Here is a 26394-nt window from a genome sequence, read left to right on the forward strand (position 1 = left end):
CCTGCCCCGACTCCTGGCGCGCACCGGTGGCCGAGCGGCCGCCGGTGCACCCGCCACCAGCCTCTCCCCCAAACCACCAGGTGCGGCGCAGCCCACCGGGGCGGAACCCGCTGGGCAGAACTCACCGGGCAGAACTCACCGGCAGAACTCACTGGGCAGGGCCCAGCGAACAGAAGCGGGAGACCATGACAGACGACCGTTCGACCGCCGGCGGACCGGACGAGGCCGGCGCCTGGAACCGGCGCCACCTGCTCCGGCTCGGCGGTGGGCTCGCCCTGGGCACGGCCGTGGGCGGCGCGCTCGGGCTCGGCCAGGGCACGGCAGCCGCGGCCAGCCCGGCGGCCCCGACCGCGCCAGTCACGAACACGGCGGCCCCGAACACGGCGGCCCCGACCGCGGCCGCACTGCCTGGCGTGCCGGTCAGCAAGCGCTTCGACCTGACCGAGCCGTCCCACGACCTGTTCCGCCACGCGACCCTGCACGACGACACCGTCCAGCAGTCCTTCTGCTACGACATCGTCAACAAGCGGCTGTTCGTGGCGCAGCGGCAGAACAGCACCGACTGGGTCAACGGCCAGCTGTGCGTCACCGAGCTGGACTTCGACGGCAACTACCGCGGCTACATGCACCTGAACGGGTTCGGCCACGGGGTGTCCATCGCCGCCCAGCCGGTCGGCTCCACCACCTACCTGTGGACCGAGGTGGACATCGACGCGGAGTCCGAGCGGGGCGTGCGGCTGGCCCGGTTCGCCTGGCAGAGCGGGAAGACGCTGAGCAACACCTCGTCGGCGTTGACCAAGCACAAGCCGGTCCCCGAGGGCACGGCGATGACCGCCGCGATCGACCCGGTGTTCAACCGGATGGCGGTGCGCTACGCGGTCGCCGGCGGCGGCCACCGGTACGCGATCTTCAACCTGGCCGAGGTGGCCGCCGGCAACTACGCCAACCGCCTGGCCGACTTCGCCCAGCCGCCCGGGCCGGGCGTGTCCTTCCAGGGCTACACGCTCTACGGCTCGTACGTGTACCAGCTGCGCGGCCAGTCCTACGACGAGGCCCCCGAGGGCAACACCCACGTGTCCAGTGTGGACGTGAACACCGGTGCGGAAGTGCAGAGCTTCCGCACCGGGGCCGGCTCCACGCTGACCTTCCGCGAGCCCGAGGGCATGGCTGTCTACCGCACCTCGGCGGGTGAGGTCCGGCTGTTCCTCGGCTTCGCCTCGGGGGCGGCCGGCGACCGCCGCAGCAACCTGTTCTACAAGAACGTGCTGGTCTGACGGCTGGGCCGAGGCTGGTCGGACTCGTCGGACTCGTCGGGCTGGCCGGGCTCGTCGAGCAGCAGGAAGTCGACCACGAAGCAGGCGAGGTCACCGCCGGCCGTGCGGCCGATCCAGGTCGGGTAGACACCGTCACCGTCGCCGGTCTTGAACATCACGGCGTCGCGGCCGTCCTCGTCCTCGGTGGACTCCATCAGCCCACCGAAGCCCAGGTCGGCCGTGGCGTCCGCGATGAACTCGTCGAGCGTGCCGGACTCGGACAGCTCGCGCAGGTACCGCGCGTCGATCAGGCTCGCCTCGCCGCCGTCCACCGGGAAGCCGAAGAAACCGGTCTCGCTCAGGTCAGCGGGGTCCTGGCCGGGCAGCAGCGCCAGGGTCCAGGAGACGGCCGGCTCGTCGCGGATGACCAGCTGCACCGCGACGGACACCGGCCGCTCCGGGTCACCGCGGTCGAGCACCACCGGGTGGAGCAGCACGGGGTAGCGACCCGGCGGCGCGGTCTCGGTGAACCCGACCGGCTCCCACCGCCACGCCGAGGCGACCAGTTCCCCGGACGGCAGCGACAGTTCGGCACGCAGTGGTTCGGCGACGGTGGCCGGCCCGCACACGGTGGTGACGCGGGCGCCGGGAACCAGGAGCCGGGTGAAGTCCGGCGGTGTCATCGACATGCCGACAGTCAACCGACCCGCACCGACAACGACCACGAGGCCCGGGTGGTGCGCCGGCCCCGGCCCGGTCCAGGGCGGGGCCGGCGCACCGGCGGGTCAGTCGAACAGCGCGGGCAGCGTGCCCTCCCAGGCCTCGCGCAGCTCGTCGAGGCCGAACGTGGCCACGCCCTGGATCTCCAGGGCCCGCGAGGCCGGGTCCACCACGCCGATCTTGCGCCACGGCAGGCCGCGCGCGGTGCACATGTCGGTGAACCGCGGCTCCTCGGTGCGCGGCACCGCGACCAGCACCCGGCCGGCCGACTCGGCGAACAGCTGGACGAACGGGTCGGCGTCCGGGTCGAGCACGATCCTGGCGCCGGTCTCGCCGACCAGCGCGGACTCCACCAGCGCCTGGGCCAGACCGCCCTCGGACAGGTCGTGCGCGGCCGACACCATGCCGTCCCGGGAGCCGGCCACCAGCACCTCGGCGAGCAGCTTCTCCCTGGCCAGGTCCACCCGAGGCGGCTGGCCGCCGAGGTGGTTGTGCACCACGTGCGCCCACTCCGAGCCGCCGAACTCGTCGCGGGTCTCGCCCAGCAGCAGCAGGGTCTCGCCGGCCTCGGCACCGATGCCCATCGGGATGCGCCGCCGCACGTCGTCGATCACGCCGAGCACACCCACCACCGGGGTGGGCAGGATCGCGGTGTCCCCGGTCTGGTTGTAGAAGCTGACGTTGCCGCCGGTGACCGGGATGCCCAGCTCGCGGCAGCCGTCGGCCAGGCCGCGCACGGCCTGCTCGAACTGCCACATCACGCCGGGGTCCTCGGGCGAGCCGAAGTTCAGGCAGTCGGTCACCGCGACCGGGGTGGCCCCGCTGACCGCCACGTTCCGGTAGGCCTCGGCCAGGGCCAGCTGCGCCCCGGTGTACGGGTCGAGCCGGCAGTAGCGGCCGTTGGCGTCGGTGGCCAGCGCCACCCCGCGCCCGGTCTCCTCGTCGATGCGGATCATGCCGGTGTCGGCGGGCTGGGCCAGCACGGTGCCGCCCCGCACGTACCGGTCGTACTGCTGGGTCACCCAGCGCCGGGACGCCAGGTTGGGCGAGGCGACCAGCCGCAGCAGGGTGTCCCGCAGCTCGTCGGGCGTGCTCGGCCTGGGCAGCGTCTCCGGGCCGTTGGCCAGCAGCGCGTCCTGGTCGGCCGGCCGGCTGATCGGCCGGTGGTAGACCGGCCCCTCGTGCGCCACGGTGCGCGGCGGCACGTCCACCACGACCTGGTCGTGCCAGGTGATGACCAGCCGGTCGCCCTCGGTGACCTCACCGATCTCGGTGGCGGTCACGTCCCACTTGGCGCAGACCGCCAGGAACGCGGCCACGTCGGCGGGGCGCACCACCGCGCACATCCGCTCCTGCGACTCGCTGGACAGGATCTCGGCCGGGGTCATGCCGGTGGCGCGCAGCGGCACCCGGTCCAGCCACACCCGCATGCCGCCGTCACCGGCGCTGGCCAGCTCACTGGTGGCGCAGGCCAGTCCGGCGCCACCGAGGTCCTGGATGCCCACGACCAGGCCCTGGCCGAACAGCTCCAGGCAGCACTCGATCAGCACCTTCTCGGTGAACGGGTCGCCGACCTGGACGCTGGGCAGCTTCTTGCGCCCGGTCCCGCCCTCCTCGCCGGCGAAGGTGTCGCTGGCCAGCACGGACACGCCGCCGATGCCGTCCAGGCCGGTGCGCGCGCCGAACAGGATGATCTTGTTGCCCACGCCCGAGGCGTGCGCCAGGTGCAGGTCCTCCACCCGCATCGCGCCCACGCACAACGCGTTGACCAGCGGGTTTCCCGCGTAGGTCGGGTCGAAGACCACTTCACCGCCGACGTTGGGCAGGCCCAGGCAGTTGCCGTAGCCGCCGACCCCGGCCACCACGCCGGGCAGCACCCGCCGGGTGTCCGGCGCGTCGGCCGGACCGAACCGCAGCGAGTCCAGCACCGCCAGCGGGCGGGCGCCCATGGCCAGGATGTCCCGGACGATGCCGCCGACGCCGGTGGCCGCGCCCTGGTAGGGCTCCACGTAGGACGGGTGGTTGTGGCTCTCCGCCTTGAAGGTGACGGCCCAGCCGTCGCCGATGTCGACCACGCCGGCGTTCTCGCCGATGCCGGCGAGCATCCTGGCGCGCATCTCGTCGGTGGTGGTCTCGCCGAAGTAGCGCAGGTGCACCTTGGAGGACTTGTAGGAGCAGTGCTCGCTCCACATCACCGAGTACATGGCCAGCTCGGCCTCGGTGGGCCGGCGGCCCAGGATCTCCCTGATCCGCTGGTACTCGTCGTCCTTGAGGCCCAGCTCGCGGTAGGGCTGCGGGTGCTCCGGGGTGGCCAGGGCCTGCTCCACCGTGTCGGCCGGGTGGGGGGCGGTGGTGGTCATGCCGGCACCTCCGTCGCCGTCGCCCCGGTGCCGGGGGCGGCGCCGAGGATGGTGTCCAGCACGGACAGGAACATGCCCAGCCCGTCGTCGGTCGGCCCGGTCAGCCCGTCGATGGCGTGCTCGGGGTGCGGCATCAGCCCCACCACCCGGCCGCGCGCGTCGGTGACGCCGGCGATGTCGTTGAGCGAGCCGTTCGGGTTGCCGCCGACGTAGCGCATCACCACGCGGCCCTCGCCCTCCAGCTCGGCCAGGGTCGACCGGTCGGCCATGTAGCCGCCCTCCCCGGACTTCAGCGGCACCAGGATCTCGGCGCCCGGCTCGTAGCGGGTGGTCCACGCGCTGCTGGTGTTCTCCACCCGCAGCCACTGGTCCCGGCAGACGAAGTGCAGGCCGGAGTTGCGCACCAGCGCACCCGGCAGCAGCCCGGCCTCGCAGAGGATCTGGAAGCCGTTGCAGATGCCCAGCACCGGCATACCCTTGCCGGCCGCCTCGATCACCAGCCCCATCACCGGCGCGAACCGGGCGATGGCGCCGGCCCGGAGGTAGTCGCCGTAGGAGAAGCCGCCGGGCACCACCACGGCGTCCACGCCGCGCAGGTCGGCGTCACCGTGCCAGAGCGGCACGGCCTCGGCGTCGGCGCGGCGCACCGCGCGGGCGGCGTCCACGTCGTCCAGGGTTCCGGGGAAGGTGATCACCCCGATCCGGGCGGTCACGGCTCCACCCGCCGGATCACCCAGTCCTCGATGACGGGGTTGGCCAGGAAGGTTTCCGCGATCTTGGCGAGCGTGGCGTCGTCGACGGAGTCGTCGACCTCCAGCTCGAAGTGCTTGCCCTGACGCACGCTGGCGATTCCCTCGAAGCCGAGACGGGGTAGCGCGTTGGCTACCGCCTGTCCCTGGGGATCGAGGATCTCGGGCTTGGGCATGACGTCGACGACGACTCGGGCCACGACAGGATGCTCCCGGTTTGCAGGTCGGCGGTACCCCAGGAGCCTACCTGGCCAATCGGTGTGACCGTCGTCGCGTGGTCCGGTGACCCGCCCGGCCCACCCCGCGCACGCTGCGCGTTCACCCCGCCCCGACCGAACGCCGGGATCGCCAGCCGTGCCGCCTGGCCGGTCCAGGTCCGGTGGTTCGTTCAGCGCGGTGCGTCCCGGCCCGACCGGGAGCGGGGTCCTGCAAACGCTTTCCGGCGGCGGCTCAGGACGCGCGGTAGGGACGGGCCCCCGGGAAGAGCAGGGCGTCCGCCCGACCGTCGGACCCGTCTTCCCCGTACGGTCGCGCCCCCGGGAAATCGAGCACGTCCACCTGCGACCGCGCCACCCCGTAGGGGCGGGCGCCGGGGAACCCGGACGAGTCAGCGGCGGCGGGCGTGGCCAGCACCACGGGTGTGGCCAGCAGTGTGACTGCGAGCAACGCGATTCTCCCCATTTGATCACCTCACGACACCAGCAGGGTCATCACAATCAGTGATTGTGCGGTCGGCGGGGTGTGACTGTCACGCCGCCATTGGAAGGTTTTCGCTCATCAGCGGCGCGTGATGAGCAGCCCTGGGTAGTCCTGGCCACCCAATGGGCGACTGTTGCACACCCCCTTCGGGGTTACGGACAACCGACTCCGATCTCGCACGCGCGTAGTCTTTCCCCGGCAGACCAACTGTTCTCCACCACCCCAGGAGAGTCCAATGCAGATAGTCCATTTCGGACATGCGTGCGTGCTGCTCGACACCGGCTCGGCCCGGCTGCTGGTCGATCCGGGCGTGTTCTCCACGGACTTCGAGGGTGTGCGGGACCTGGACGCCATCCTGATCACCCACCAGCACTTCGACCACCTGGACGGCGACCGGCTGCCCGCCCTGGTCGCGGCGAACCCGGACGCCCGGTTGATCGTGGACCCGGGGTCGGCGCGGCAGGTCAGCGACCTGGGGCTGACCGCGGAGACCGCGCGCCCCGGCGACCGGCTGACCGTGGGCGGCAGCACCGTTGACGTGCTGGGCGGTGACCACGCCGTCATCCACCGGGACCTCCCGCAGATCCCCAACGTGGGCTACTACGTGGACGGTGGCGCCTTCTACCACCCCGGGGACTCGTTCTTCGTGCCCGCCGAGCCGGTGGACGTGCTGGCCCTGCCCACGGGCGCGCCGTGGCTCAAGGCCGGCGAGGCAGTGGACTACCTGCGGGCCGTCGCCCCCAGGGTGGCCGTGCCGATCCACGAGGCGGTGCTGGCCAACCCGGCCATGCACCACGGCCTGTTCGAGAACCTCGCCCCCGAGGGCACCCAGGTCCGGGTGCTGCCGCGCGGCGAAACCGTCGAGGTCTGACCGGTCCTGAACACGGCTAGCGGGGACACCGCTGCGCGTGGCGGGACGTGCGTGGGAAGCGGGTGAGTGTAGCCGCCCATCCCCGGATCTCTGCCAGGTTCACCCGGTCGAGGCCGCAGTTGTCCACACCCACCGGGGTTGTCCACAGTCGCGGCCGACACCGGGTACCCGCGCGGTGTGCCCGGATAGGCTGGCGCAGGGCTCGCCCCCCGGTGGTGGGTGGGGGCTGGGCACCGGCCGGAGTGGACAGCCGAAGTGGACGGTCCAGCACGGCTGGGCCGGGTGTTTCCGCTGGTCGGCGGTGGTGTCCGCAGGCGGCCCGTGATCTGGTCGCGGCTGTCGGCCCGTGATCTGGTCGCGGCTGTCGGCCCGTGGTTCGGCCGGCGCCGGCAACCCCGCGTCGGCAACCCCTGATCCGGCCGGCGCCCGGCAGCCCGTGGTTCGGCCGGGATCGTCCGCTCGTGGCCGGGGCCGAGGGGCGTCGCGGCCTGGCCGGCGCCGTCAGCCGGTGGCCTGGTCGGGTTCTGGTCGGCGCTGCCGGCCGGCGGTCACGGCCAGTCGGCGAAGCTGCGGCCGGTGATCCGCTCGTAGGCCTCGACGTAGCGGTCGCGGGTGGCCGCCACCACGTCGGCGGGCAGGGCCGGCGGTTGTTCGCCCGAGGAGCGGTCCCAACCGGACGCCGGTGCGGTCAGCCAGTCCCGCACGTACTGCTTGTCGAACGAGGGCTGCACCCGGCCGGGCTGGTAGCCCTGGGCCGGCCAGTACCGGGACGAGTCCGGGGTCAGCACCTCGTCGGCGAGCACCAGCTCACCCGAGGTGTCCACACCGAACTCGAACTTGGTGTCCGCCAGCAGCACACCCCGCTGCCTGGCGTAGTCCCTGGCCCGGCCGTAGACGGTGAGCGTCGTGTCCCGCAGCTGCTCGGCCCGCCGCTGCCCCACGGTGGCGGCGACCGCGGCGAACGTGACGTTCTCGTCGTGCTCGCCGATGGCCGCCTTGGTCGCCGGCGTGAAGATCGGTTCGTCCAGTTCGGACGCCTCGGTCAGCCCGGGCGGCAGCTCCACCCCGCACACCGCGCCGGTGCGCCGGTAGTCGGCCAGGCCCGACCCGGTCAGGTAGCCGCGCGCCACGCACTCCACCGGCAGCATGTCCAGCCGCCGCACCAGCAGCGCCCGGCCCCGCACCTCGGCCGGGATCCGCGGGTCGTCGTGCGCGACCAGGTGGTTGGGCACCAGGTCGGCGAGCAGTTCGAACCAGAACACGCTCATCGCGGTCAGCACCCGGCCCTTGTCCGGGATCTCGGTGTCCAGCACGTGGTCGTAGGCGGAGATCCGGTCGGAGGCCACCAACAGCAGGTGCTGGTCGTCCACGGCGTACAGCTGACGCACCTTGCCCGCGGCGACCTGCTGGTAATCGGAGAGGCTGGACACGACGCGCAGCCTACGTCCTGCCCGGCGCGGGCCGCACCAACACCACCGCTGGTCATCCCGGCGGCCGGTCGGGTGCCGCGCCCGACCGGTAGGACCAGCCGCGCCAGGTGCGCACGGCGATCCAGATCACCGGTCCGGCCGGTGGGGTGTCCCGGTACTGCGGGTACTTCTGGCACAGCCAGCGCACCGGGTCGGCCCGGTCCCGCTCGTCGGTGAGCACCCGGGCCCTGCCGTCCGCGCGCACCCACCACAGCCGCGTCCAGTCCTCGTCGTCGTACTCGTCGACCAGCAGCGACACCCGCGCGTTCGCGGCGATGTCGCGCAACCGCCGCAGCGCGGTGGTCCGCTTGGGCTTGTGGTCGACCGCGGTCACCACCACCTCGCCGGCGACCGCGAAGGTGACCGGCACCAGGTGCGGCGCGCCGCCCGCGTCCACCGTGGCCAGTCCGGCCACGCGCGCGCGGGAGAACCGGGCCCTGGCCTCGACCGCGTCCATGGTCACCCCGTCACTGTCGCCCAGCACCGTGACCTGGGCAACGCCGGGCCCCGCCGGGTGCTCCCACACAGTGAGCGGCCACAACGGCTGAGGCAGGATGCGGCCATGCGCAGAAACTCCGTGCTGCTCAGTTCCGCCGTCGCGCTGGCCGCCGCGTTAGGCGCGGCCGCGTGCACGCCCATGGACCAGCCGTCCACCGGCTCATCCTCGACCGGCTCCCCCTCGGCCGGTGCCACCACCGGCGCCGCCGGCACGGCCGCCGCCAACACCGCGGCCGACTGCACCAAGGACAAGCTCACCACGCTCAGCCCGGGCAAGCTCACCTTCGGCACCGACCAGCCGGCCTACCAGCCCTGGTACGTGGATGACGACCCGAGCAACGGCAAGGGCTTCGAGTCGGCCGTGGCCTACGCGGTCGCCGAGAAGCTCGGCTACGCCAAGGCGGACGTGGCGTGGACGCGGGTGCCGTTCACCGCGGCCATCCAGCCGGGCGCCAAGACCTACGACGCCGACCTGAACCAGTTCTCCATCACCGACGAGCGCAAGCAGGCCGTGGACTTCTCCACGCCGTACTACGAGGTCGCCCAGGTGGTGATCGCGCCGAAGTCCTCGCCGGCCGCCCAGGTGAAGTCCCTGGCCGAGCTGAAGTCGGTCAAGCTCGGCGCGCAGGTGGGCACCACCAGCTACACCGCGGCCAGCCAGCTCGCGCCCACCCAGGACGTGGCCGTCTACAACACCAACGACGACGCCAAGGCCGCGCTGGCCAACAACCAGATCCAGGCCCTGGTGGTGGACCTGCCCACCGCGTTCTTCATGACCTCGACCGAGCTGCGGGACGCCACGATCGTCGGCCAGATCCCGGCCACCGCCGGCGCGGCCACCGAGCAGTTCGGGATCGTGCTGGACAAGGGCAGCCCGCTCACCCGGTGCGTGTCCGCGGCCGTGGACGAGCTGCGCGCGGACGGCAGCCTGGAGCGGATCCAGCAGGAGTGGCTGACCCAGGCCGGCAACGTGCCGGAGCTGAAGTGACCCAGCTCGACCAGCCCCAGCCTGCCGGTGGGGACGGCCCCGTCGGCAGGCCGGAGCGCGGGCCGGGGCCACGACGGCCGGTCGGGCCGGCGGAGGTCAGCGCGGTGCAGCGGGAGCGGCTGGCGTTCCGCCGCTCCCGGTCGCGCCGGTCCACCGCGGTCGCGCTGGTGTCCACCCTGGTCTTCGCGGCCGTGGCGTGGTTCGGCGTGACCAGCGCGCCCGGCTGGCCCCGGGTCCGGCAGTCGTTCTTCAGCCTGGACGCGGCCGTCAGGGCACTGCCGGCCGTGCTGGAGGGGCTCTGGCTCAACGTGCGGGTGCTGGTGGTGTGCGAGGCGCTGATCCTGGTGCTGGGCGTGCTGATCGCCGCGCTGCGCACGCTGCGCGGGCCGGTGTGGTTTCCGGTGCGCGCGCTGGCCACCGGCTACGTCGACCTGTTCCGCGGCCTGCCGCTGATCATCTGCCTGTACCTGATCGGTTTCGGTCTGCCCGGGCTGCGCCTGACCGGCATCCCGAACGATCCGGTGCTGCTCGGCGGCATCGCCCTGGTGCTGGTCTACTCCGCGTACGTGGCCGAGGTGTTCCGGGCCGGCATCGAGTCGGTGCACCCCTCGCAGTTGGCCGCGGCCCGCTCGCTCGGGCTGAACCACCGCCGGACCATGCGCATCGTGGTGCTGCCGCAGGCGGTGCGCCGGGTGCTGCCCGCGCTGCTCAACGACTTCGTCGCGTTGCAGAAGGACTGCGGGCTGATCTCGGTGCTGGGCGCGGTGGACGCGGTGCGCGCCGCGCAGATCGCCTCGGCGACCTCCTACAACTTCACCCCGTACGTGCTGGCCGGCCTGTTGTTCGTGCTGCTGGCGGTGCCGTCGGCCCGCCTGGCCGACTGGGCCGCCCGGCGACTGGCCCGCAGACAAGGACTGGCATGACGACCAACGCGGACGTGTCGACCGCGGCGAGCGTGCTGAGCGTGCGCAACCTGGTCAAGCGCTACGCCGGGCAGCCCGTGCTGTCCGGCATCGACCTGGACGTGGCCGAGCACGAGGTGGTGGTGCTGATCGGCGCGTCCGGTTCGGGCAAGTCGACGCTGCTGCGCTGCGTGAACCTGTTGGAGGAGCTGGACGACGGCCAGGTGTTCCTGGACGGCGTGGACATCTCCGACCCCCGGGTGGACGCGGACGTGGCGCGGCGCGCCATGGGCGTGGTGTTCCAGGCGTTCAACCTGTTCCCGCACCTGTCCGTGGTGGACAACGTGACCCTGGCGCCGCGCGTGGTGCACGGGGTGTCCCGGGAACTGGCCGAGGCGCGCGCCCTGGAGCTGCTGGACCGGGTCGGCCTCGCCAACCGGGCCAGGTCCTATCCGGACCGGTTGTCCGGCGGCCAGCAGCAGCGGGTGGCGATCGTGCGGGCGCTGGCCTACGACCCGAGGCTGCTGCTGTTCGACGAGATCACCAGCGCGCTGGACCCGGAGCTGGTCGGCGAGGTGCTGGCGCTGGTCCGGGAACTGGCCGGCCAGGGCCGCACCATTCTGATGGCCACCCACGAGATGGGTTTCGCCAGGCAGGTCGCTGACCGGGTGTGCTTTCTGGACGGTGGGGTGCTGGTGGAGTCGGGCCCGCCGGAGCAGGTGCTCGGCGACCCCGTGCACGAGCGCACCCGCCAGTTCCTGCGCCGCATCATCGACGCCGGCCGGCTGTAGGTTCCCCGTTCTGGTCAGGACTGCCTCGTCCTGACCAGAAAAGCCGTCCACCGGTCGGTGGGCAACACCAGCACGGGCCCGGCCCGGCCTGGTTCGTGGGGTCCGGCACGTCCACGCGCCCGACAGCCCGCGCCGCCTCTCAGTGCGCCCAGCGGTGCACGTCGATCTTGTCGCCCACGGCGATCTCGCCGGGCTGGAGCACGGCGGCCTTCATCCCGAAGCTCACCCCGCCGTCGGGTTCCCTGCGGTAGTCGGCCAGGGTGCGGATGGGTTCCGGCCCGGCCTTGCGGCCGGTGGCCTGGTCCACGGTGGGCACGGCGCAGCGGATGCACACCTTGGCGTAGCCGAGGGTCACGTCGCCCACGGTCATCTCGCGGACCCGGTCCTCGGTGCGCGGCACGGTCCAGCCGGCGACGACCACGTTGGGCCGGAACCGGTTGACCGGCACGGGCGCGGCACCCCTGGCCACGATCCGCTCGTTCAGTTCGTCCAGTGAGGCCTGGGAGGCGATCAGCAGGGCGTGGCCGTCGGCGAACCCGGTCTTGCCCGGTGTTTCCCCGCTGGTGTCCCGGTCGTGCTCGGGCGGCACCCGCACCAGCCGGCACGGCTGGCCGAGCACGTCGCTCGCCCACGCGGCCACGTCGTCGCCCTGGTCGACGCCAACGCCGTGCCAGGTGAACACGGACACGGCGCGGCGCGGCCCGTCGGTGGTCGGCTCCAGCACGAACTCGCTGGTGCCTGGCGCGGCCAGGGTCAGCCGGCCGCCGTCGTCGGCCAGGGTCGGCCGGACCGTCGCCATGGCGGCGACCTTGCGCTGGCTGAGGAACACGCCGTCCGAGTCGACCAGCATGAACGAGCGGTCGCCGACCAGACCGGTTGCGGTCACCCGGTGGCGGGTGACGGACGTCCCGGCGCACCCCTTGACCGGGTAGTAGACCAGTGAGTGCACCACGCCCAGCGGTTGTTCCATGGCACCAACGTAACCGGTCACGGGGGTCGTCCGCGCCATCCAACCGGCACCGCCGGGGCGCGGGCCGACGCGCGGCCGGTGCTCGGGTTGTGCCCGGGTGATCAACCCCATCCGCTGGTGCGGCGGGCAACCCGTGGGCCGGGATGGGCGTGCTTACTGCCACAAGGCCCGCACGGGCACACAGCTTCGAGCTTGGAGTTGATCGCAGATGAGTGTTTCCCCCACCGCGGCGAAGCAGCGGACGCCCGCCGCGCGGGCGCTTCGCCGGGCCGGAACCGTGGCGGCCGCCGCCCTGTTCACCACGCTGGCCGGCGCGGGCGCGCTCGCTTCGGCCGCGCCCGCCGCTCCGGGCCTGCCAGCCGCGGCGGGTGCGGCGGCTGCCGCCCGGCCGGCCGCGACCGCCAGTGGTGAACTGCCCACCTGGGCGGAGCTGTACGCGCAGCAGGAGCGCAACCGCCTGCACACCGAGGCGATCTGGCCGACCCTGGTGCCGACCGCGCGGCACCTGGACCTGTCCGACTTCGGCGACGACCGGGTCGGCCAGTTCGGCGGCGCCAGCTACCTGAGCGGCAACGTCGGCTTCACCGACGCGGCCGGCCAGCAGGAGGTCTACCTCCAGGTGTCCGGGCCGCACCGGGACGGCCTGACTGCGGAGCGGATCTGCCAGCCGGACAACCCGGCCAACACGCCGACCAGGTGCGAGGTGCGCCACCTGCCGGACGGGTCCGCCGTTGCGGTGGCCGAGCGGGACAGCGACGTGGGCCAGGACCTGCCCGCCACCACCAGGACCGCCACGCACATCCGGGCCGACGGCACCCGGGTGCTCGCGACGGCCCGCAACTACCTGCCGATCCCGGGGGACGGCAGCCCGGACGGCGCGGTGCGCAGCAGCATCCCGCTGACCGCCGACCAGTTGGTCGCCCTGGTCAGCGACCCCGCCTACCAGGTCTGACCACTCCGCTGGGGGTTGCCTGGTGGGCTGGGGCACGGGTCATCCCCCGGCCCACCAGGCACCGGCCGCTGGGGTCACAGCACCTGCGACAGGAAGGTGCGCAGCCTGGGGCTTTCCGGCTGCTCGAAGACCTGCTCGGGTGGTCCCGCCTCGACCACCCGACCCCGGTCCATGAACGCGACCGTGTCCGAGACCTGGCGGGCGAAGCCCATCTCGTGGGTGACCACGAGCATGGTCATGCCGCGCTCGCCGAGTTCGGCCATCAGCCCGAGCACGCCCTTGACCAGTTCGGGGTCCAGGGCGCTGGTGACCTCGTCGAACAGCATCACCTCCGGGTCCATGGCCAGTGCGCGGGCGATCGCCACCCGCTGCTGCTGGCCGCCGGAGAGCTGCGCCGGCCGGTAGGGGGCCTTGTCGGCCAGGCCGACCTCGGCCAGCCAGGTGCGGGCGGTCTCCTCGGCGCGGTCCCTGGCCAGCTTCCTGACCTTGCGCAGCGGCAGCGTGATGTTGTCCAGCACGGTTCGGTGCGGGAACAGGTTGAAGTGCTGGAACACCATGCCGACGCGCTGGCGCAGGGCGTCCGGGTCGGTGGCGATCACGCTCTCGCCGGCCAGCAGCACGTCCCCGGAGTCGGGCTCCTGCAACCGGTTCACGCAGCGCAGCAGGGTGGACTTGCCCGAGCCGGACGGGCCGATCACGCACGCGGTCTGGCCCCGCTCCACGCGCAGGTCCACGCCGCGCAGCACCTCGCTGGTGCCGAAGGACACCCGCAGGTCGCGCACTTCCACGCTGACCGAGGTGAACGTGGCGCCGTCGCGCGGCGGGCCCTGGGTGGCCGAACTGGTCATGCCGGCTCCTTCGCCACGGTGAGGTTGAGCTTGGCCAACGCGTCCGGCCCGCCCCGACCGTCGGGGTCACCGGGTCCGTCGGGGCCGTCGGGGTCGTTCGGGGCCGCGACCCGCCGGCCGCTGCGCAGCCGCCGGTCGATGTGGTTGACCAGGTGGGTCAGTGGCACGGTGATCACCAGGTAGCAGATGCCGGTGGCGACCAGCGGGGACAGGTTGCCGGTGGTGGCCGCCTCGTCCTGGCCGATCCGGAACAGCTCGCGCTGGCTGGCCAGCAGGCCCAGGAAGTAGACCAGGCTGGATTCCTTGATCAGCGCGATGAACTGGTTGACCAGCGCGGGCAGCACCCGGCGCACGCCCTGCGGGATCACCACCAGGCGCATGCCGCCGGCGTAGCTCATGCCCAGTGCCCGGCTGGCCTCCAACTGGCCCCGGTCCACGCTCTGGATGCCGGACCGGAAGATCTCGCCGATGTAGGCGGCGGCGATCAGCCCGAGCGCGAGGATGCCCAGCGGGTAGGGGTTGTAGCCGAACAGCGGCCGGGTCACCTGGGCCAGTCCCTGCCCGACCAGCAGGATGGTCAGGATGGCCGGCAGGCCGCGGAAGACGTCGATGTAGACGCGGGCGGGAAAGCGCAGCCACCGGCTGCGGGACAGGCCCATGACGGCCAGCCCCATGCCGAGCACGGTGCCCAGCACGGCCGAGGACAACGCGAGGACCAGCGTGTTCCACAGCCCGGTGCCCAGCAGGTCGGGCAGGACCGCCCGGATGTAGTCCCAGTCGAAGAACGTCCGCGCCAGCGTGGTCAGCACGTCCACGGCGGGCAGCCTCCTGTCGTCGTCCGATTCGGATGTCCGAAGTGGACGGTGCTCACGAGTTGGTCACCGGCAGGCCGGCGCCGCCCTTCTTCAGCTCGTCGGGCAGCGGCTGGTTCGGGTAGAACCGGGTGTAGAGCTGCTCCAGGGTGCCGTCCTTGATCGCCTCGGCCAGGCCGTGGTTCAGCTTGTCCAGCAGCGCGGTGTTGCCCTTGCGGACCGCGTACGCCGACGGGGTGTCCTTGGTCTCGACGGTGAACGCGTGCTCCAGCGCGATGTCCGGGTTCTGGTCGATGTACTTCTGCCCGATCTCCTTGGGCACCACCCAGCCGTCCACGCCGCCGTTGCGCAGCGCCGCGAACCCCTCGTTGTAGCCGGGGAACCGGACGACCTCGGCGCCCGGCACCTTGGAGCTGGCGAAGTCGTCCTGGATGGACGCCTGCACCACGCCGAGCCGCTTGCCCGCGTAGCCGCCCACCTCGGCCGAGCCGGCGCCGGTTCGGGTGATGATCGAGGTGAACCCGGTGCTGTAGCCGTTGCTGAAGTCGACGGTCTTCTTCCTGGCCGCCGTGCTGGAGATCGACGAGCTGCCCACGTCGAACTGGCCGTTGTTGACCTGGGAGAGCAGCGAGGAGAACTCGGTGCCGACGAACTCGGTCTTCAGCCCCTCCTTGGCGGCGATGACCTTGAGCAGTTCGTTGTCGTACCCGGTGAACTCGCCGTCCTGCTGGTAGATGGCTGGCGGCGCGTCGGTGAGGGTGCCGATGCGCAGCACGCCCTCCTGCTGCGTGCCCGACGAGTTCGCCGCTGGCGTCCCCGTCCCGCACGCCGCCATCACGCAGGCCGCCAGACCGGATGTGGCGAGGGCCAACGCACGCAGCAGTGTCTTTCGCATTGCTCTTCCTTGCTCAACGGGATCGCCGGCGTGGCACACGGGGGCGGGTGCCCACGTGGTCACGCACGGGAGCGGGGCAGATCAGCCGCCGCCTCGCGCAGACTAGAAAAATCCCAGCACGCGTGCGCGTGCTCCCAGATGGCGGGAACTGCGGAGCGTGATGAACCAGCCACTGACCGGCTGCTGCTCGGCTGCTGCTCGGCTGCTCAGCCGTTGGCGCGGCTTCGACGCAGGCGGGGCGCGAGACGGCAACGGGTGGAGTGAGCGCGGGAGTCTAGCGCGAGCTGCCCCGGCGGGCCGCTTTTTCCTGCTTGTGGGGGCCGAGTTGTCCACAACCCCCGCAGTTGTCCACAACTTGCCGCCGCAAGATCTTTTTCGGGTGGGGTGTGGGTAGGCTGGAGCCGGGGTCGCCCCCCTGGGAAGGGTGGGGGCCTGCCCCAGGCCGGAATCCCCGCCCTGACCAGCACTTTCCCGCAACCCTTTCCCGTCAACGCCCTCCCGCCAACCCTTTCCCGTCCGCGCTTCCCGTCCGTGCTTCCCGCGCTGATCAGTGCTTTCCCGTCAGCCCGTTCTCGACCAGCGCTGCCACGGCTGGTGCGGCGGCCAGGCCGTCCTCGTACCCGAGCACGGCGGCGATGCCCCGCACGTCCGGGTCGAACGGGTCGGCGCCGAACCCGGCGCGGCTCCGCTCGGATGGCTCGACCACCACGGCGCGGTCCAGCACCGCCCGGTGCTCCGCGGTCGTGTACGCCGGTGGATCCGGCATCGGCTGGAGCACGACCACGCGGTCGGCGGCAGCGGCGAGATCGGCGTTGGTGAGCGAGAACGTGCCGCCGTCGAGGTGGTCGACGCCGTTGACCCGCGCCACCGGCCACAGTCCGGGAACGGCGCAGCTGGCGGTGAGCGCGTCCACCAGGCCGACACCGGAGTCCCGGGTGAAGACGGTGCGGCTGCCGTCGGCCCGCACGGCGGTGATGCCGAACCGGCCGTCCGGCCAGGTGTCCGCCGCCACCCGACCGGCGATCGCGGCGCGGCGTCGGGCCGGGTCGGTTCCGGAGCGCTGCCGGGACAGCTCCGCCAGCCGCGCGGCCTTCACCGCGAGGGGCTCGTCGCTGTCGTGGATGGCCAGCACGTCCGGCAGCACGTCGGCGAGGGCCACCGCCGGGACGAGTTCGTCGTTGCGGCGCGTCTTGCGCACCCTGTCGTACTCGACGCCCGCCGAGCCGGCCTGCAGCACGACGGCCGCCACGGCGGCACCGGCGGACGTGCCGATCACCTGGTCGACGGCGGCCAACCGGAGCGTCCCGCACTCCTCGAGCGCGGCGAGCGCCCCGGTGGTCCAGCCGATGCCGGCGAGCCCGCCGCCGCCGAGCACCACGGCCACTGATTCCTTCGGCATGAGCATCCTCCTGCGTGGTCGTCCCTCGGGCGGTCCACCCCCGGCCCGGCGCTCCCCCTGTTCTCCGGGAGAACACCGAGGCCGGCCAGGTGAACCGCCGGTCGAAGCGGCCACACGCTAAGCCCTGCCACCGGTGTGAAGGTCAACCCGAGGGACGCCGGGCCCGGGTGCGGCGGGACACACCGGCACTCCGTTCAGAGGATCGGCTCCGGCACGTACCCGGCCGCCGCCGGGTAGTCGGCCAGCAGCCGCTCGACCCGCGCCACCACGGCCTCGACCTGCGCGCCGGCCGTGCCGGTGAACGACAGCCGGTCGGCCAGCAGCGCGTCCAGCTCGGCCCGGTCCAGGGGCAGCCGCTCGTCGTCGGCCAGCCGGGCCATCAGGTCGTTGCCGGCCGCGCCCTGCTCGCGCATGGCCAGGGCCACGGCCACCGCGTTCTCCTTGATGGCCTCGTGCGCGGTCTCCCGGCCCACCCCGGCCCGCACCGCCGCCATCAGCACCTTGGTGGTGGCCAGGAACGGCAGGTACCGGTCGAGTTCGCGGGCCACCACCGCCGGGTAGGCGCCGAACTCGTCCAGCACGGTCAGCAGGGTCTCGAACAGCCCGTCCAGCGCGAAGAACGCGTCCGGCAGCGCCACCCGGCGCACCACCGAGCAGGACACGTCACCCTCGTTCCACTGGTCACCGGCGAGTTCGCCGACCATGGACAGGTAGCCGCGCAGCACCACGGCCAGGCCGTTGACCCGCTCGCAGGAGCGGGTGTTCATCTTGTGCGGCATGGCGCTGGACCCCACCTGGCCCGGCTTGAAGCCCTCGGTCACCAGCTCGTTGCCGGCCATCAGCCGGATGGTGAGGGCCAGGCTGGACGGGGCGGCGGCCAACTGCACCAGGGCGGACACCACGTCGAAGTCCAGCGACCTCGGGTAGACCTGGCCGACGCTGGTGAGCACCCGCTCGAACCCGAGGTGCGCGGCGACGCGGCGCTCCAGTTCGGCCAGCCGGTCGGTGTCCCCGTCGAGCAGGTCGAGCATGTCCTGGGCGGTGCCCACCGGGCCCTTGACGCCGCGCAACGGGTAGCGGCCGATCAGGTCGGTGAGCCGGTCGAAGGCCACCAGCAGCTCGTCGGCGGCGGTGGCGAACCGCTTGCCCAGGGTGGTGGCCTGCGCGGCCACGTTGTGCGAGCGGCCCGCCATCACCAGGTCGGTGTGCTGCGCGGCCAGCCGGGCCAGGCGGGCCAGCACGGCGACGGCCCGGTCCCGCACGTGCTCCAGCGAGCGCAGGACCTGCAGCTGCTCGACGTTCTCGGTGAGGTCGCGCGAGGTCATGCCCTTGTGCACGTGCTCGTGCCCGGCCAGCGCGTTGAACTCCTCGATGCGGGCCTTCACGTCGTGCCGGGTGACCTGTTCCCGCTCGGCGATCGAGTCGAGGTCGACCTGGTCGATCACCCGCTCGTAGTCGGCGATCACCCCGTCGGGCACGGCGACGCCCAGTTCGGCCTGAGCCCGCAGCACGGCCAGCCACAGCTGGCGTTCCAGCACGACCTTGTGCTCGGCGGACCACAGGGTGGCCAGGTCAACGGAGGCGTAGCGGGCGGCCAGCACGTTGGGGATGCGGGGCTTGGATGTCACGTCCACGCAGCGTAACGGCTGTGGTGCGACATCGCCGACATGGTGGGCGCGCGGGCCGGCACCGGGGTGTCCGCGCGTCACAGCACCAGGCCCGGGTCGGTGACCAGGGCGATCAGCTGGTCGGTGGTGAGGGCCACCTCGGCCCGCAGCGGCTCGTTGCGGCTGAGCCCATCGGCGGTGGTGGCGGCGGCGGGATCGCCGCCGGGGTCGTAGTCGAACGCGGAGATCCGCACCCCACTGCCGTCGGTCCGGACCAGCGCCACGGTCCGCCGGTGCGGCCGGCCCCCGTCGAACTCGCTCTCGGCGACGCTCAGCACGCCACCGTCGTCCAGCGGACCTATGGACACGCACCTGGCGTCGGTGCCGATGCCGCCGCAGTCCCCCTCGTCCTCCCAGGAAGCCCAACCCGGCGCACTGATCTCGACGGCCACGGCGGTGGGGCCAACCGCGTCGCTGAACCGCAGTAGGCCGACCAGCCGCGCCGCAGTGTCGCCGCCGTTGTCCGGTGTCTCGGCACCGACCCGGTTGTCCCACGGTCCCACGCTGATCACCGTGCTGTCCCGGACCACGGTGGGGAACACCTGGGTCAGGTGGGCACTCAGCCCCACGCCCCGCGCACGCAGTTCCGGCAGCGATGAGGTGACCCGCGTGATGCTGGCGAAGCTTGGGAAGGTGGTGGTCGCGCTCGCCGGCGACGACGTGGCCGCGGCCGGGGGACTCGCCGGTGTGGTCGAGGTGGCCAGGACCGGTGCGGCGGCCTGCGTGGCCGGGCCGGGCGGGCCGAGCCGGTTGCCGACGACCACGCCCACCGCGGTCACCGCCACCAGCGCGGTGGCCAGGGTCGCGCCCACCAGGCTCCACCGCCGGTGCCGGGCGTGGCGGGCCCTGGCGATCAGCTCGTCCGGGTCGACGGACAGCGGTGGTTCGTCGCGCGTGAGGTCGCGCAGGGCCTCGGCGAATTCCTGTTCGCTCACCACGGGACACCTTCTAGCACGGCACTCGCGTCCAGTCGCGCGATGTGCGCGCGCAGCCGCGCGAGGCCCTTGGCGGACTGGCTCTTCACGGTTCCCTCGGCGCAGCCGAGTGCGGCGGCGGTCTCCGCCACCGACAGCTCGTCGTAGTAGCGGAGCACCAGCACGGCCCGCTGCCCGGGTGGCAGGCTCAGCAGGGCCCTGCGCACCAGGTCCCGGCGCCAGCCGCGCTGGGCGTCCTGTTGCGGGTCGGCGTCGGCGTCGGCCACGTCGGGGAGTTCACCGTCGCGCCGCTCGGAGCGCCGCCAGGGTCGGCGTTTCTCGTCCAGCCAGGTGCGCAGCAGCACCGTGCGGACGTAGGACCGGGCGAGTTCCGGCTCGGTGATCCGCGACCACGCCTGGTAGACCTTGACCAGGGTGGCCTGCATCAGGTCCTCGGCCAGGTGCCAGTCCCCGCAGAGCAGGTAGGCGCTGCGTCGCAGCGCTGCCGCGTTGGCAAGGGTGAACCGCCGAAACTCGTCCGCGTCGGTCCGGCGCATCCCGTCTCCTTCCACTGCCCCCTCCTGCACGACGCGGGCGGGCGGCGGAGGTTGCCCGGTGGTCGCGGGTTTTCCGCGGCGCGCGGGCCAGGCGGTCAGGTCAGGGCTTCCCGCAGAACGCGCCGGGCCGCGCCCCTGGGGTCGGGGTGGATCTCCACCAGCGCGTTCACCACGGTGCCGTCGACCAGCGCGATGATCCGCTCCACCTGCGCGGTGTCCATCTCCCGGCCGGAGCGGGCGAAGATCTCCAGCAGCAGGGCCTGCAGGTCCGCGCCGAGCTGGCGCATGAGCGGACGCAGGTAGGGGCGGCGTGGGGTGGCCACCAGCCGCTCGTAGCGCAGCAGCACGGCCTCGGCGTCGCGGTCCCGGGACTCGGGGCCGAGCAGCAGGTCGAGGGCGAGGTCGACCAGGGCGTCCACGCCGCGCGGCAGCGTGGTCAGCTCCTCCAGCTTGGCGCGGCCGTGGGCCAGTTCGGCGCGGCCGTGGTGTTCGGCGGCGGCCTCGATCAGCTCGTCGAGCGAGTCGAAGTAGTAGGTGGTCGAGGCCAGCGGCAGGCCGGCGCGTTCGGCGACCGCGCGGTGGCGGATCGCGTCGAACCCGCCTTCGACGAGCAGCGCGGCGGCGGCTTCGACCAGGGCCTGGCGTCGGCGTTCGCCTTTGGGCGTGCTTGCGGCGGTCATGACGTGCGATGGTGCCACCTGGCCGGTCGGGTGTCCGGCACCGCCCGCGTCGCTCCCGGTCGGCCACGCCCCCGGTGCGGGTGCCCGGCGCGGGTGGGGGCGGTCAGTACCGGCCGGCCAGCTGGCTGGCCACCCGGTCGATCCGGTCGGCGAACGGCGCGCTGGTCGAGCCCGCCTGTGGCTGGCTGACCACGGTCAACTGGCCGCCGCTGCCGGTGTGCACGGTGGCGCGCGCGCTGCCGTTGGTCGAGGGCAGCTCCGGGGTGCGCGGCGCGGTCGCGTCGGCGGTGGCCGGCACCACCACGACGGACACCACTCCGGTGGTGCCGCCGTCCCGGACCAGGTAGCTGGCGGCGCGGGCACCGGCCGGGCAGCTGCCGGCGACCGGCGCGGGAACGGTGGCGGGATCGACCGGGAGCTCGTTGGCGAGGGCGACAGCGAGCTCCCGGTCTACCTGCCCGCACCCCGTGGGGGTGCTGCCAGCCGAGCGGCTGGCGCTCCCGGTGTTCTCATCCCCCTGCTTGGACGAGGACTCCGGGATGCTCTTGGGTGGCGGTCCGGACCTTCTGTTCTCCAGGGTGCCATCTGAATCGGTGTTTTGGGGGGCTGGAGCGTTGAGCGGTCCCAGCTCGGCGGTGGTGGTCGACCGGCCGGCTGACGACTGGTCCTCGGCCACGGTCATCGTGCTGGTGGCGGTGTGCTGGCGGGCGGTCAGGCCGTAGCCGACCACGCCCACGCCCAGCAGCGCCAGCACGACCGCGCCCGACCCGACCAGCACGCGGGTCCGCTGGCGGGCGGTGGCCCGACGCGCGGCGGCGGCCACGTCGTGCTCGTCAAAGGACGCCGGGGGCGTGTCGCGCACCGCGTCGCGGAACAGCTCCGCGAGGTCGTGCTCGTCCACCTACCTCACCTCCCTGACGCCGGCACCGGGGCCGATCGTGTTCATGTCGCTGGCCGCAGGTCGTCCAGTGTGTCGCCGAGCGCGTCCCGCAGGGCCGCCAGCCCCCGGGCCGTCTGGCTCTTCACCGTGCCCTCCGAGCACCGCAGCGCCTCGGCGGTGCCGGCGACGTCCAGGCCCTCCAGGAACCTGAGCACGAGCACCGCCCGCTGTCGCTTCGGCACCCGGCGCAGCCCCTGGAGCAGGGCGTCGCGGGTGGCCACGGCGTCGCCGATCTCGCCGTCGCCGGCCGGTGCCTCGGGCAGTTCCTCCACGAAGCGCTCCCGCCGCCACGGCCGCCGGGACTCGTCGATCACCGCGCGCACCAGGGTGCGCCGCACGTACGCGTCCAGGGCGCCCTTGTCCCTGATCTTGCGCCACCTCCGGTGCAACGCGACGAACGCGGTCTGGGCCAGGTCGTCCGCCCGGTGCCAGTCTCCGCAGAGCAGGAACGCCGTTCTCCGCACGGCGTCCCGCCGGGCCACGAAGTACTCCGCGAACTCCTGCTCGTCGCGCTGGTCCACGCGGACTCTCTCCGCTCCTTTTGTGCCTACACGTCTGCGGACGGAATGTCCGGCCTCCACGGTTGCACGTCCCGCCGGGGAGATTCCGGTCACCCCCGCCGCGGCGCGACCGGGCCGGCCACCTGGGTGGGCGCGGCCTGCCTGGGGCAGCCTGCCCGGTCTGGTCAGCCCGGTCTGGTCAGCCCGGTCTGGTCAGCCCGGTCTGGTGCTGGCCGGTTCGGTGCGGGCGCCCCGCGCCCTCGGCGGTGTGCGCCGCCCTGGTCCTCGCCTCAGTCGCCCCACGGTTGTCAATCTTGCTCGCCGCGGCCGGCCCGTTCCAGTGGCGGGTGGCCGGCGCTGGCGGAGCACACCGGCACGGGTCGGCGCGGGGACCGGACCGCGCGGGGCGCGGCCGGGCAGCCGTGGTGTTGGCGGCCGGGCTGTGGTGTCATGCCATTCCGTGAGCGGACACCCTGTCATCGACCTCCGGTCGGACACGATCACCACCCCGGACGAGCGCATGCGCCAGGCCATGGCCGCCGCCGAGGTGGGCGACGACGTGCTCGACCACGACCCCACCATGCGCGCGCTGGAGGAGCGGGTCGCCGACCTGCTCGGCGTGCCGGCCGCGCTGTGGGTGCCCAGCGGGTCGATGGGCAACCTGATCGCCCTGATGCTGCACCTGCGGCGGGGTGACCGGTTCCTGGCGCCGCGCGGCGCGCACGTGCTCGGCGCGGAGCTGGGCACGGCGGCGTGGCTGGCCGGGGGCATGCCCGAGGCGCTGGACTGGGACGCCGGCCCCGGCCGGGTGTCGGCGGCGGCCGTGCGGGCGGCGATCGGGCCCGGTGCGGCCGGCCCGTACTACGCGCTGCGCACCACCCTGCTGTGCGTGGAGAACACGCACAACGCGGCCGGCGGCAGCGTGGTCCCGCCGGCCGAGCACGCCGAGGTGGTGGCCGCGGCCAGGGCCGGTGGCCTGCGCGTGCACCTGGACGGCGCGCGGCTGTGGAACGCCGCCGTGGCCCTGGGCCGGCCGCCGGCCGCGCTGGCCGAGGGCGTGGACACCGTGCAGGTGTGCCTGAGCAAGGGCCTGGGCGCGCCGGTCGGGTCGGTGGTGGCGGGCAGCGCCGAGTTCGTGGTCGAGGCCAGGCGGGTGCGCAAGATGCTCGGCGGCGGGGTCCGGCAGGGCGGCGTGCTGGCCGCGGCCGGGCTGGTGGCGCTGGACCGGATCGACGAGTTGGCCGAGGACCACGCGAACGCCGCGGCGCTGGCCGCCGGCCTGGCCGAGCTGGGCTGGGACGTGCGCGCGCCGCAGACCAACATCGTGCTGGCGGCCGTGCCCGACCTGGCCGGCACCCTGGCCGAGCTGGACCGGCTGGGGGTGGCCGCCGGGCCGATGGCCGGGCAGGTGCGGTTCGTCACCCACCGGGACGTGACCAAGGCCGACATCGCCGAGGTGCTGCGGCGGCTGGCCACCGCGGAGAGCCGGGCCGAGACCCGCCAGACCGGTTGAGCCGGCCGCCCCGGCGCCCAACCGACCCGACCCGTCCACAACGGCAGATTGGACCGGCAGTGAGCAACAGCGTGCGCTGGATCGTGTTCGACTACGGCGAGGTGATCAGCCGGGCGACCAAGGCGCTGCCCGAACTGGCCGCCCTGCTCGCGGCGGGCGCGGATCAGGTGGCGAAGCCAGCTGAGAGCCTCGGCACTGCGGATCAGCTGGCGAAGCCAGCTGAGAGTGTCGACACGGTTGACAACACGGAGGCGTTCGCGGCGGCCTACTGGGCCGAGCGGGACAGCTACGACCGGGGTCGGCCCGCCCTGGACTACTGGCGGGCGGTGGGCGCCCGGCTGGGTGTCGAGGTGAGCGAGTCGGTCGCGGCGGCGCTGACCGACGCCGACGTGGCCGGCTGGCTGCACACCGACCCGGCCGCCCTGGACCTGCTGGCCGATCTGGAGGCCGCCGGCGTGCCGCTGGCGCTGTTGTCCAACGCGCCGTCGGAGTTCGGCCGGGCCGCCGAGCGGGAGCCGTGGGCCCGGTACTTCCGGCACCTGGTGTTCTCCGGTGACCTGGGCATGGCCAAGCCGGACGCGCGGATCTGGGTGGAGCTGACCGACCGGCTGGGTGTGCCGCCCGGGGAGTGCCTGTTCCTGGACGACCGGCAGGTCAACGTGGACGGCGCGATCCGGGCCGGGCTGCTGGCCGAGCGCTGGAGTTCGGCGGTGGCGATCCGCGCCCGCCTGGTCGAACTCGGTCTGCTCGGCTGAGTGCCACCGCCGGGCGCCCCGCTGGCCGGGCGCCCGGTCGCGCACCGGCGCTCCCGGTCAGCGGATGGACTTGCGCCCGCTGTTCTTGATGGCGCCGTAGGCGGCCGTGCCCAGGAACAGCACCACGCCGATGACCGCCAGCCAGAACAGGCCCTTGACCACGGCGCCGAGCACGCTCAGCGCCAGCCAGGCCACCAGCAGCACCCCGATGATCCGCCACATGCCGTTCTCCCCGGTCCCGTGCTCCCGTCACGCGGGAGCGGCCCGACTTCGACCGCTCGCGCGAGACTCTTGGTCACTAAAACGATCAGCCCGGCCGGAGAGTTCCCCGGCCGGTGCTGGCTCGCCTCGGCGGATCACCGCGGCGGGGATCAGTAGCCCTGGTAGGCGCCGCCGTGGGCCATCGACTTCAGGCCCGGGTGGTTGGCGAAGCCGCCGTAGCGGGCGAACGTGTACCGGACCCCGGCGATGATGTTGTCCACCGGGTTCCAGATGTCGTTGTGCCCGGGCAGCTTGTAGGACTGGAACGTCGGGTCGATGCACTGCATCAGGCCCTTGGACGGGGTGCCCTTGGCCGCGTTGGAGTCCCAGTTGTTGATCGCGTGCGGGTTGCCGCCGGACTCCTTCTGGATGATCGTCCAGATGTCCTTGATGTTGGCGTCGGTGACCGGCACGCCGTTGGCCTGGAGGATCTTGATGGCCTCCTTGATCCACTCCTCGACGTTGCCTGGCACCGGGCCGGACGGCGGGCCACCGCTGGGCCCGAGGCCGCCCCCGCCTCCGCCGCCACCACCGCCACCGGTGCCGCCGCCACCACCGCCGCCGTAGCCACCGCCGCCGTAGCCACCGGAGCCGGAACCGGAACCGCCCGACCCGCCAGCGCCACCCGAGCCGCCAGCGCCCTGGGCGCCGGTCTGGCCGGAGCCGGCGTGCGTGCCCTGCGTCGAGGTGGCGTCGCTGGGCGGGGTGCCCTTCCAGTCGATCGGCTTGCCGTTGCCCGGGGTGAACGCCTGCGTGCCCGGGTCCTCCAGGGTGGAGAACTTGGGGTTGACCGCCTCACCCCGCCCGCCCAGGGCGCTGGCCGCGGCGTTCACGGCCTGGTCGGCCTCGTCGACCTTGGGCTTGGCGTCGGCCGCCGCCTCCGCGCACATCGCGGTGATCATCGCGATCTTGGCGGCCTCGGCCGCCGGGTCGGTGCTGGGCTGCTGCTGGAGCTGGCGGACCCGGCTGAGCAGGTCCTCGCAGATCCGGTTGACCGAGGTCTTGGCCGACTCCAGGGCGTCGGCCGCCTTGTCCAGGTCGCCGGCCGCGGCGGCCAGCGCCTCCTGGGTGGACGCGCCGGCCTGGCCGAACTTGCCCATGTAGGCGACGAACCCGTCGGCCGAGGCGCCCTCCCAGGCGCCGTCGAGCTGGTTGACCGACTGGTTGACGGTGTTCGTCGAGTTGCCGCAGGACTCCGCCGCCTCCTTCCACCTGGCCGCGATCTCCCGCACGCCGTCCGGCTGGGCGCTGTCCACCTGGTCGGCGAGCGCGGCCAGGGCCTGCCCCCCGGGCAGCGCGGCTACCTCGTCCTTCGCACTCATGCCCCCACCTCACCGGCTCGGGACGGCCGCGCCCACGCCGCGACCGCGCTGACTGGTTTCCTCGTCGACTCTTCTCGCGTCGACTTTTGCCGCGTCGACTCTTCTCGCG

The 26394-nt window shown here is 73.1% G+C and carries 28 protein-coding genes; 8 read left to right on the forward strand and 20 right to left on the reverse strand.

The window, feature by feature from the left end:
- Positions 1-185 precede the first annotated feature (185 nt).
- Positions 186-1274 (forward strand): phage baseplate protein, encoded by a 1089-nt coding sequence (locus tag LX83_RS15195; RefSeq protein WP_253771712.1) that lies wholly within the window; start codon positions 186-188, stop codon positions 1272-1274.
- On the opposite strand, the gene LX83_RS15200 is transcribed toward LX83_RS15195, so the two are convergent.
- The 5 genes from LX83_RS15200 to LX83_RS15220 all read right to left on the reverse strand — a co-directional run bounded on the left by LX83_RS15200 (position 1253) and on the right by LX83_RS15220 (position 5748).
- On the reverse strand, positions 1253-1942 hold the full coding sequence (locus tag LX83_RS15200; RefSeq protein WP_253771714.1) for a DUF4241 domain-containing protein: 690 nt from the start codon (positions 1940-1942) through the stop codon (positions 1253-1255). The two genes, LX83_RS15195 and LX83_RS15200, sit on opposite strands and share 22 nt — an antisense overlap.
- A 96-nt stretch (positions 1943-2038) precedes the next feature.
- On the reverse strand, positions 2039-4333 hold the full coding sequence (gene purL / locus LX83_RS15205; protein ID WP_253771716.1) for a phosphoribosylformylglycinamidine synthase subunit PurL: 2295 nt from the start codon (positions 4331-4333) through the stop codon (positions 2039-2041).
- Positions 4330-5046 carry a phosphoribosylformylglycinamidine synthase subunit PurQ gene (gene purQ, locus LX83_RS15210; protein WP_253771718.1) on the reverse strand — a complete coding sequence of 239 codons (717 nt, stop codon included), beginning with the start codon at positions 5044-5046 and terminating at the stop codon, positions 4330-4332. Before purQ ends, purL begins: the two co-directional genes overlap by 4 nt.
- Positions 5043-5282 carry a phosphoribosylformylglycinamidine synthase subunit PurS gene (gene purS, locus LX83_RS15215; protein WP_253771721.1) on the reverse strand — a complete coding sequence of 80 codons (240 nt, stop codon included), beginning with the start codon at positions 5280-5282 and terminating at the stop codon, positions 5043-5045. The genes purQ and purS overlap by 4 nt, the downstream gene beginning before the upstream one ends.
- Before the next feature lie 250 nt (positions 5283-5532).
- A complete protein-coding gene (locus LX83_RS15220) occupies positions 5533-5748 on the reverse strand; it encodes a hypothetical protein (RefSeq protein WP_253771723.1) in 216 nt (71 codons plus the stop codon).
- Positions 5749-6016: 268 nt separating this feature from the next.
- On the opposite strand from LX83_RS15220, the gene LX83_RS15225 reads away from it, so the two are divergent.
- Positions 6017-6652, forward strand: a complete 636-nt coding sequence (locus tag LX83_RS15225; protein ID WP_253771725.1) for an MBL fold metallo-hydrolase — start codon at positions 6017-6019, stop codon at positions 6650-6652.
- A 548-nt stretch (positions 6653-7200) separates the two neighbouring features.
- Here LX83_RS15225 and LX83_RS15230 read toward each other — a convergent pair.
- Together LX83_RS15230 and LX83_RS15235 are read right to left on the reverse strand one after the other, a co-directional pair.
- Positions 7201-8082, reverse strand: a complete 882-nt coding sequence (locus LX83_RS15230) for a phosphoribosylaminoimidazolesuccinocarboxamide synthase (RefSeq protein ID WP_253771727.1) — start codon at positions 8080-8082, stop codon at positions 7201-7203.
- 52 nt (positions 8083-8134) lie between these two features.
- Positions 8135-8584: a TIGR03668 family PPOX class F420-dependent oxidoreductase gene (locus LX83_RS15235; RefSeq protein ID WP_407649580.1), complete on the reverse strand. Its 450-nt coding sequence runs from the start codon at positions 8582-8584 to the stop codon at positions 8135-8137.
- A gap of 99 nt (positions 8585-8683) precedes the next feature.
- Between LX83_RS15235 and LX83_RS15240 the strand changes: the two genes are divergently transcribed.
- From LX83_RS15240 to LX83_RS15250, 3 genes are read left to right on the forward strand one after another with little or no spacing between them, the layout of a single operon-like run.
- Positions 8684-9607 carry an ABC transporter substrate-binding protein gene (locus LX83_RS15240; protein ID WP_253771730.1) on the forward strand — a complete coding sequence of 308 codons (924 nt, stop codon included), beginning with the start codon at positions 8684-8686 and terminating at the stop codon, positions 9605-9607.
- Positions 9604-10530 (forward strand): amino acid ABC transporter permease, encoded by a 927-nt coding sequence (locus LX83_RS15245; RefSeq protein WP_253771732.1) that lies wholly within the window; start codon positions 9604-9606, stop codon positions 10528-10530. Before LX83_RS15240 ends, LX83_RS15245 begins: the two co-directional genes overlap by 4 nt.
- Entirely contained in the window at positions 10527-11300 is a 774-nt protein-coding gene (locus LX83_RS15250; RefSeq protein ID WP_253771734.1) for an amino acid ABC transporter ATP-binding protein, read from the forward strand. Before LX83_RS15245 ends, LX83_RS15250 begins: the two co-directional genes overlap by 4 nt.
- A gap of 139 nt (positions 11301-11439) precedes the next feature.
- Here LX83_RS15250 and LX83_RS15255 read toward each other — a convergent pair whose 3' ends face one another.
- Positions 11440-12270 (reverse strand): MOSC domain-containing protein, encoded by an 831-nt coding sequence (locus tag LX83_RS15255; RefSeq protein WP_253771736.1) that lies wholly within the window; start codon positions 12268-12270, stop codon positions 11440-11442.
- 208 nt (positions 12271-12478) lie between these two features.
- Between LX83_RS15255 and LX83_RS15260 the strand changes: the two genes are divergently transcribed.
- Positions 12479-13222: a hypothetical protein gene (locus LX83_RS15260; protein WP_253771738.1), complete on the forward strand. Its 744-nt coding sequence runs from the start codon at positions 12479-12481 to the stop codon at positions 13220-13222.
- A 74-nt stretch (positions 13223-13296) separates the two neighbouring features.
- Here the strand turns inward: LX83_RS15260 and LX83_RS15265 are convergent, their stop codons facing one another.
- The 10 genes from LX83_RS15265 to LX83_RS15310 all read right to left on the reverse strand — a co-directional run bounded on the left by LX83_RS15265 (position 13297) and on the right by LX83_RS15310 (position 22455).
- The gene (locus tag LX83_RS15265) at positions 13297-14070 is read right to left on the reverse strand and encodes an amino acid ABC transporter ATP-binding protein (protein WP_253771740.1); all 774 of its coding nucleotides are present in this window, start codon (positions 14068-14070) and stop codon (positions 13297-13299) included.
- Positions 14067-14876: an amino acid ABC transporter permease gene (locus LX83_RS15270; protein WP_253772041.1), complete on the reverse strand. Its 810-nt coding sequence runs from the start codon at positions 14874-14876 to the stop codon at positions 14067-14069. The genes LX83_RS15265 and LX83_RS15270 overlap by 4 nt, the downstream gene beginning before the upstream one ends.
- A gap of 61 nt (positions 14877-14937) precedes the next feature.
- Positions 14938-15777: a substrate-binding periplasmic protein gene (locus LX83_RS15275; RefSeq protein ID WP_253771742.1), complete on the reverse strand. Its 840-nt coding sequence runs from the start codon at positions 15775-15777 to the stop codon at positions 14938-14940.
- Between the two features lie 547 nt (positions 15778-16324).
- Positions 16325-17176, reverse strand: a complete 852-nt coding sequence (locus tag LX83_RS15280; RefSeq protein WP_253771744.1) for a patatin-like phospholipase family protein — start codon at positions 17174-17176, stop codon at positions 16325-16327.
- 194 nt (positions 17177-17370) lie between these two features.
- Positions 17371-18804, reverse strand: coding sequence for an adenylosuccinate lyase (purB, locus tag LX83_RS15285; protein ID WP_253771746.1), 1434 nt, complete (start codon positions 18802-18804; stop codon positions 17371-17373).
- A 77-nt stretch (positions 18805-18881) separates the two neighbouring features.
- Positions 18882-19778, reverse strand: coding sequence for a hypothetical protein (locus tag LX83_RS15290; RefSeq protein ID WP_253771748.1), 897 nt, complete (start codon positions 19776-19778; stop codon positions 18882-18884).
- Positions 19775-20314 carry an RNA polymerase sigma factor gene (locus tag LX83_RS15295; RefSeq protein WP_253771750.1) on the reverse strand — a complete coding sequence of 180 codons (540 nt, stop codon included), beginning with the start codon at positions 20312-20314 and terminating at the stop codon, positions 19775-19777. Before LX83_RS15295 ends, LX83_RS15290 begins: the two co-directional genes overlap by 4 nt.
- A 95-nt stretch (positions 20315-20409) precedes the next feature.
- Positions 20410-20994 (reverse strand): TetR/AcrR family transcriptional regulator, encoded by a 585-nt coding sequence (locus LX83_RS15300; protein ID WP_253771752.1) that lies wholly within the window; start codon positions 20992-20994, stop codon positions 20410-20412.
- A gap of 103 nt (positions 20995-21097) precedes the next feature.
- Positions 21098-21895, reverse strand: coding sequence for a hypothetical protein (locus LX83_RS15305; RefSeq protein ID WP_253771754.1), 798 nt, complete (start codon positions 21893-21895; stop codon positions 21098-21100).
- Between the two features lie 41 nt (positions 21896-21936).
- A complete protein-coding gene (locus LX83_RS15310) occupies positions 21937-22455 on the reverse strand; it encodes a SigE family RNA polymerase sigma factor (RefSeq protein ID WP_253771756.1) in 519 nt (172 codons plus the stop codon).
- A gap of 499 nt (positions 22456-22954) precedes the next feature.
- On the opposite strand from LX83_RS15310, the gene LX83_RS15315 reads away from it, so the two are divergent.
- Together LX83_RS15315 and LX83_RS15320 are read left to right on the forward strand one after the other, a co-directional pair.
- Complete coding sequence (locus tag LX83_RS15315; protein WP_253772043.1) at positions 22955-23947, forward strand: threonine aldolase family protein; 993 nt, start codon at positions 22955-22957, stop codon at positions 23945-23947.
- Positions 23948-24006: 59 nt separating this feature from the next.
- Entirely contained in the window at positions 24007-24702 is a 696-nt protein-coding gene (locus LX83_RS15320; protein WP_253771758.1) for an HAD family hydrolase, read from the forward strand.
- A gap of 57 nt (positions 24703-24759) precedes the next feature.
- On the opposite strand, the gene LX83_RS15325 is transcribed toward LX83_RS15320, so the two are convergent.
- Positions 24760-24924: a hypothetical protein gene (locus tag LX83_RS15325; protein ID WP_253771760.1), complete on the reverse strand. Its 165-nt coding sequence runs from the start codon at positions 24922-24924 to the stop codon at positions 24760-24762.
- Positions 24925-25073: 149 nt separating this feature from the next.
- Positions 25074-26285 (reverse strand): transglycosylase SLT domain-containing protein, encoded by a 1212-nt coding sequence (locus LX83_RS15330; RefSeq protein WP_253771762.1) that lies wholly within the window; start codon positions 26283-26285, stop codon positions 25074-25076.
- Between the last annotated feature and the right edge of the window lie 109 nt (positions 26286-26394).

Origin of the sequence: Goodfellowiella coeruleoviolacea, from assembly GCF_024171785.1 — a bacterium.
In the GTDB taxonomy this organism is placed as follows: Bacteria; Actinomycetota; Actinomycetes; order Mycobacteriales; family Pseudonocardiaceae; genus Goodfellowiella; species Goodfellowiella coeruleoviolacea.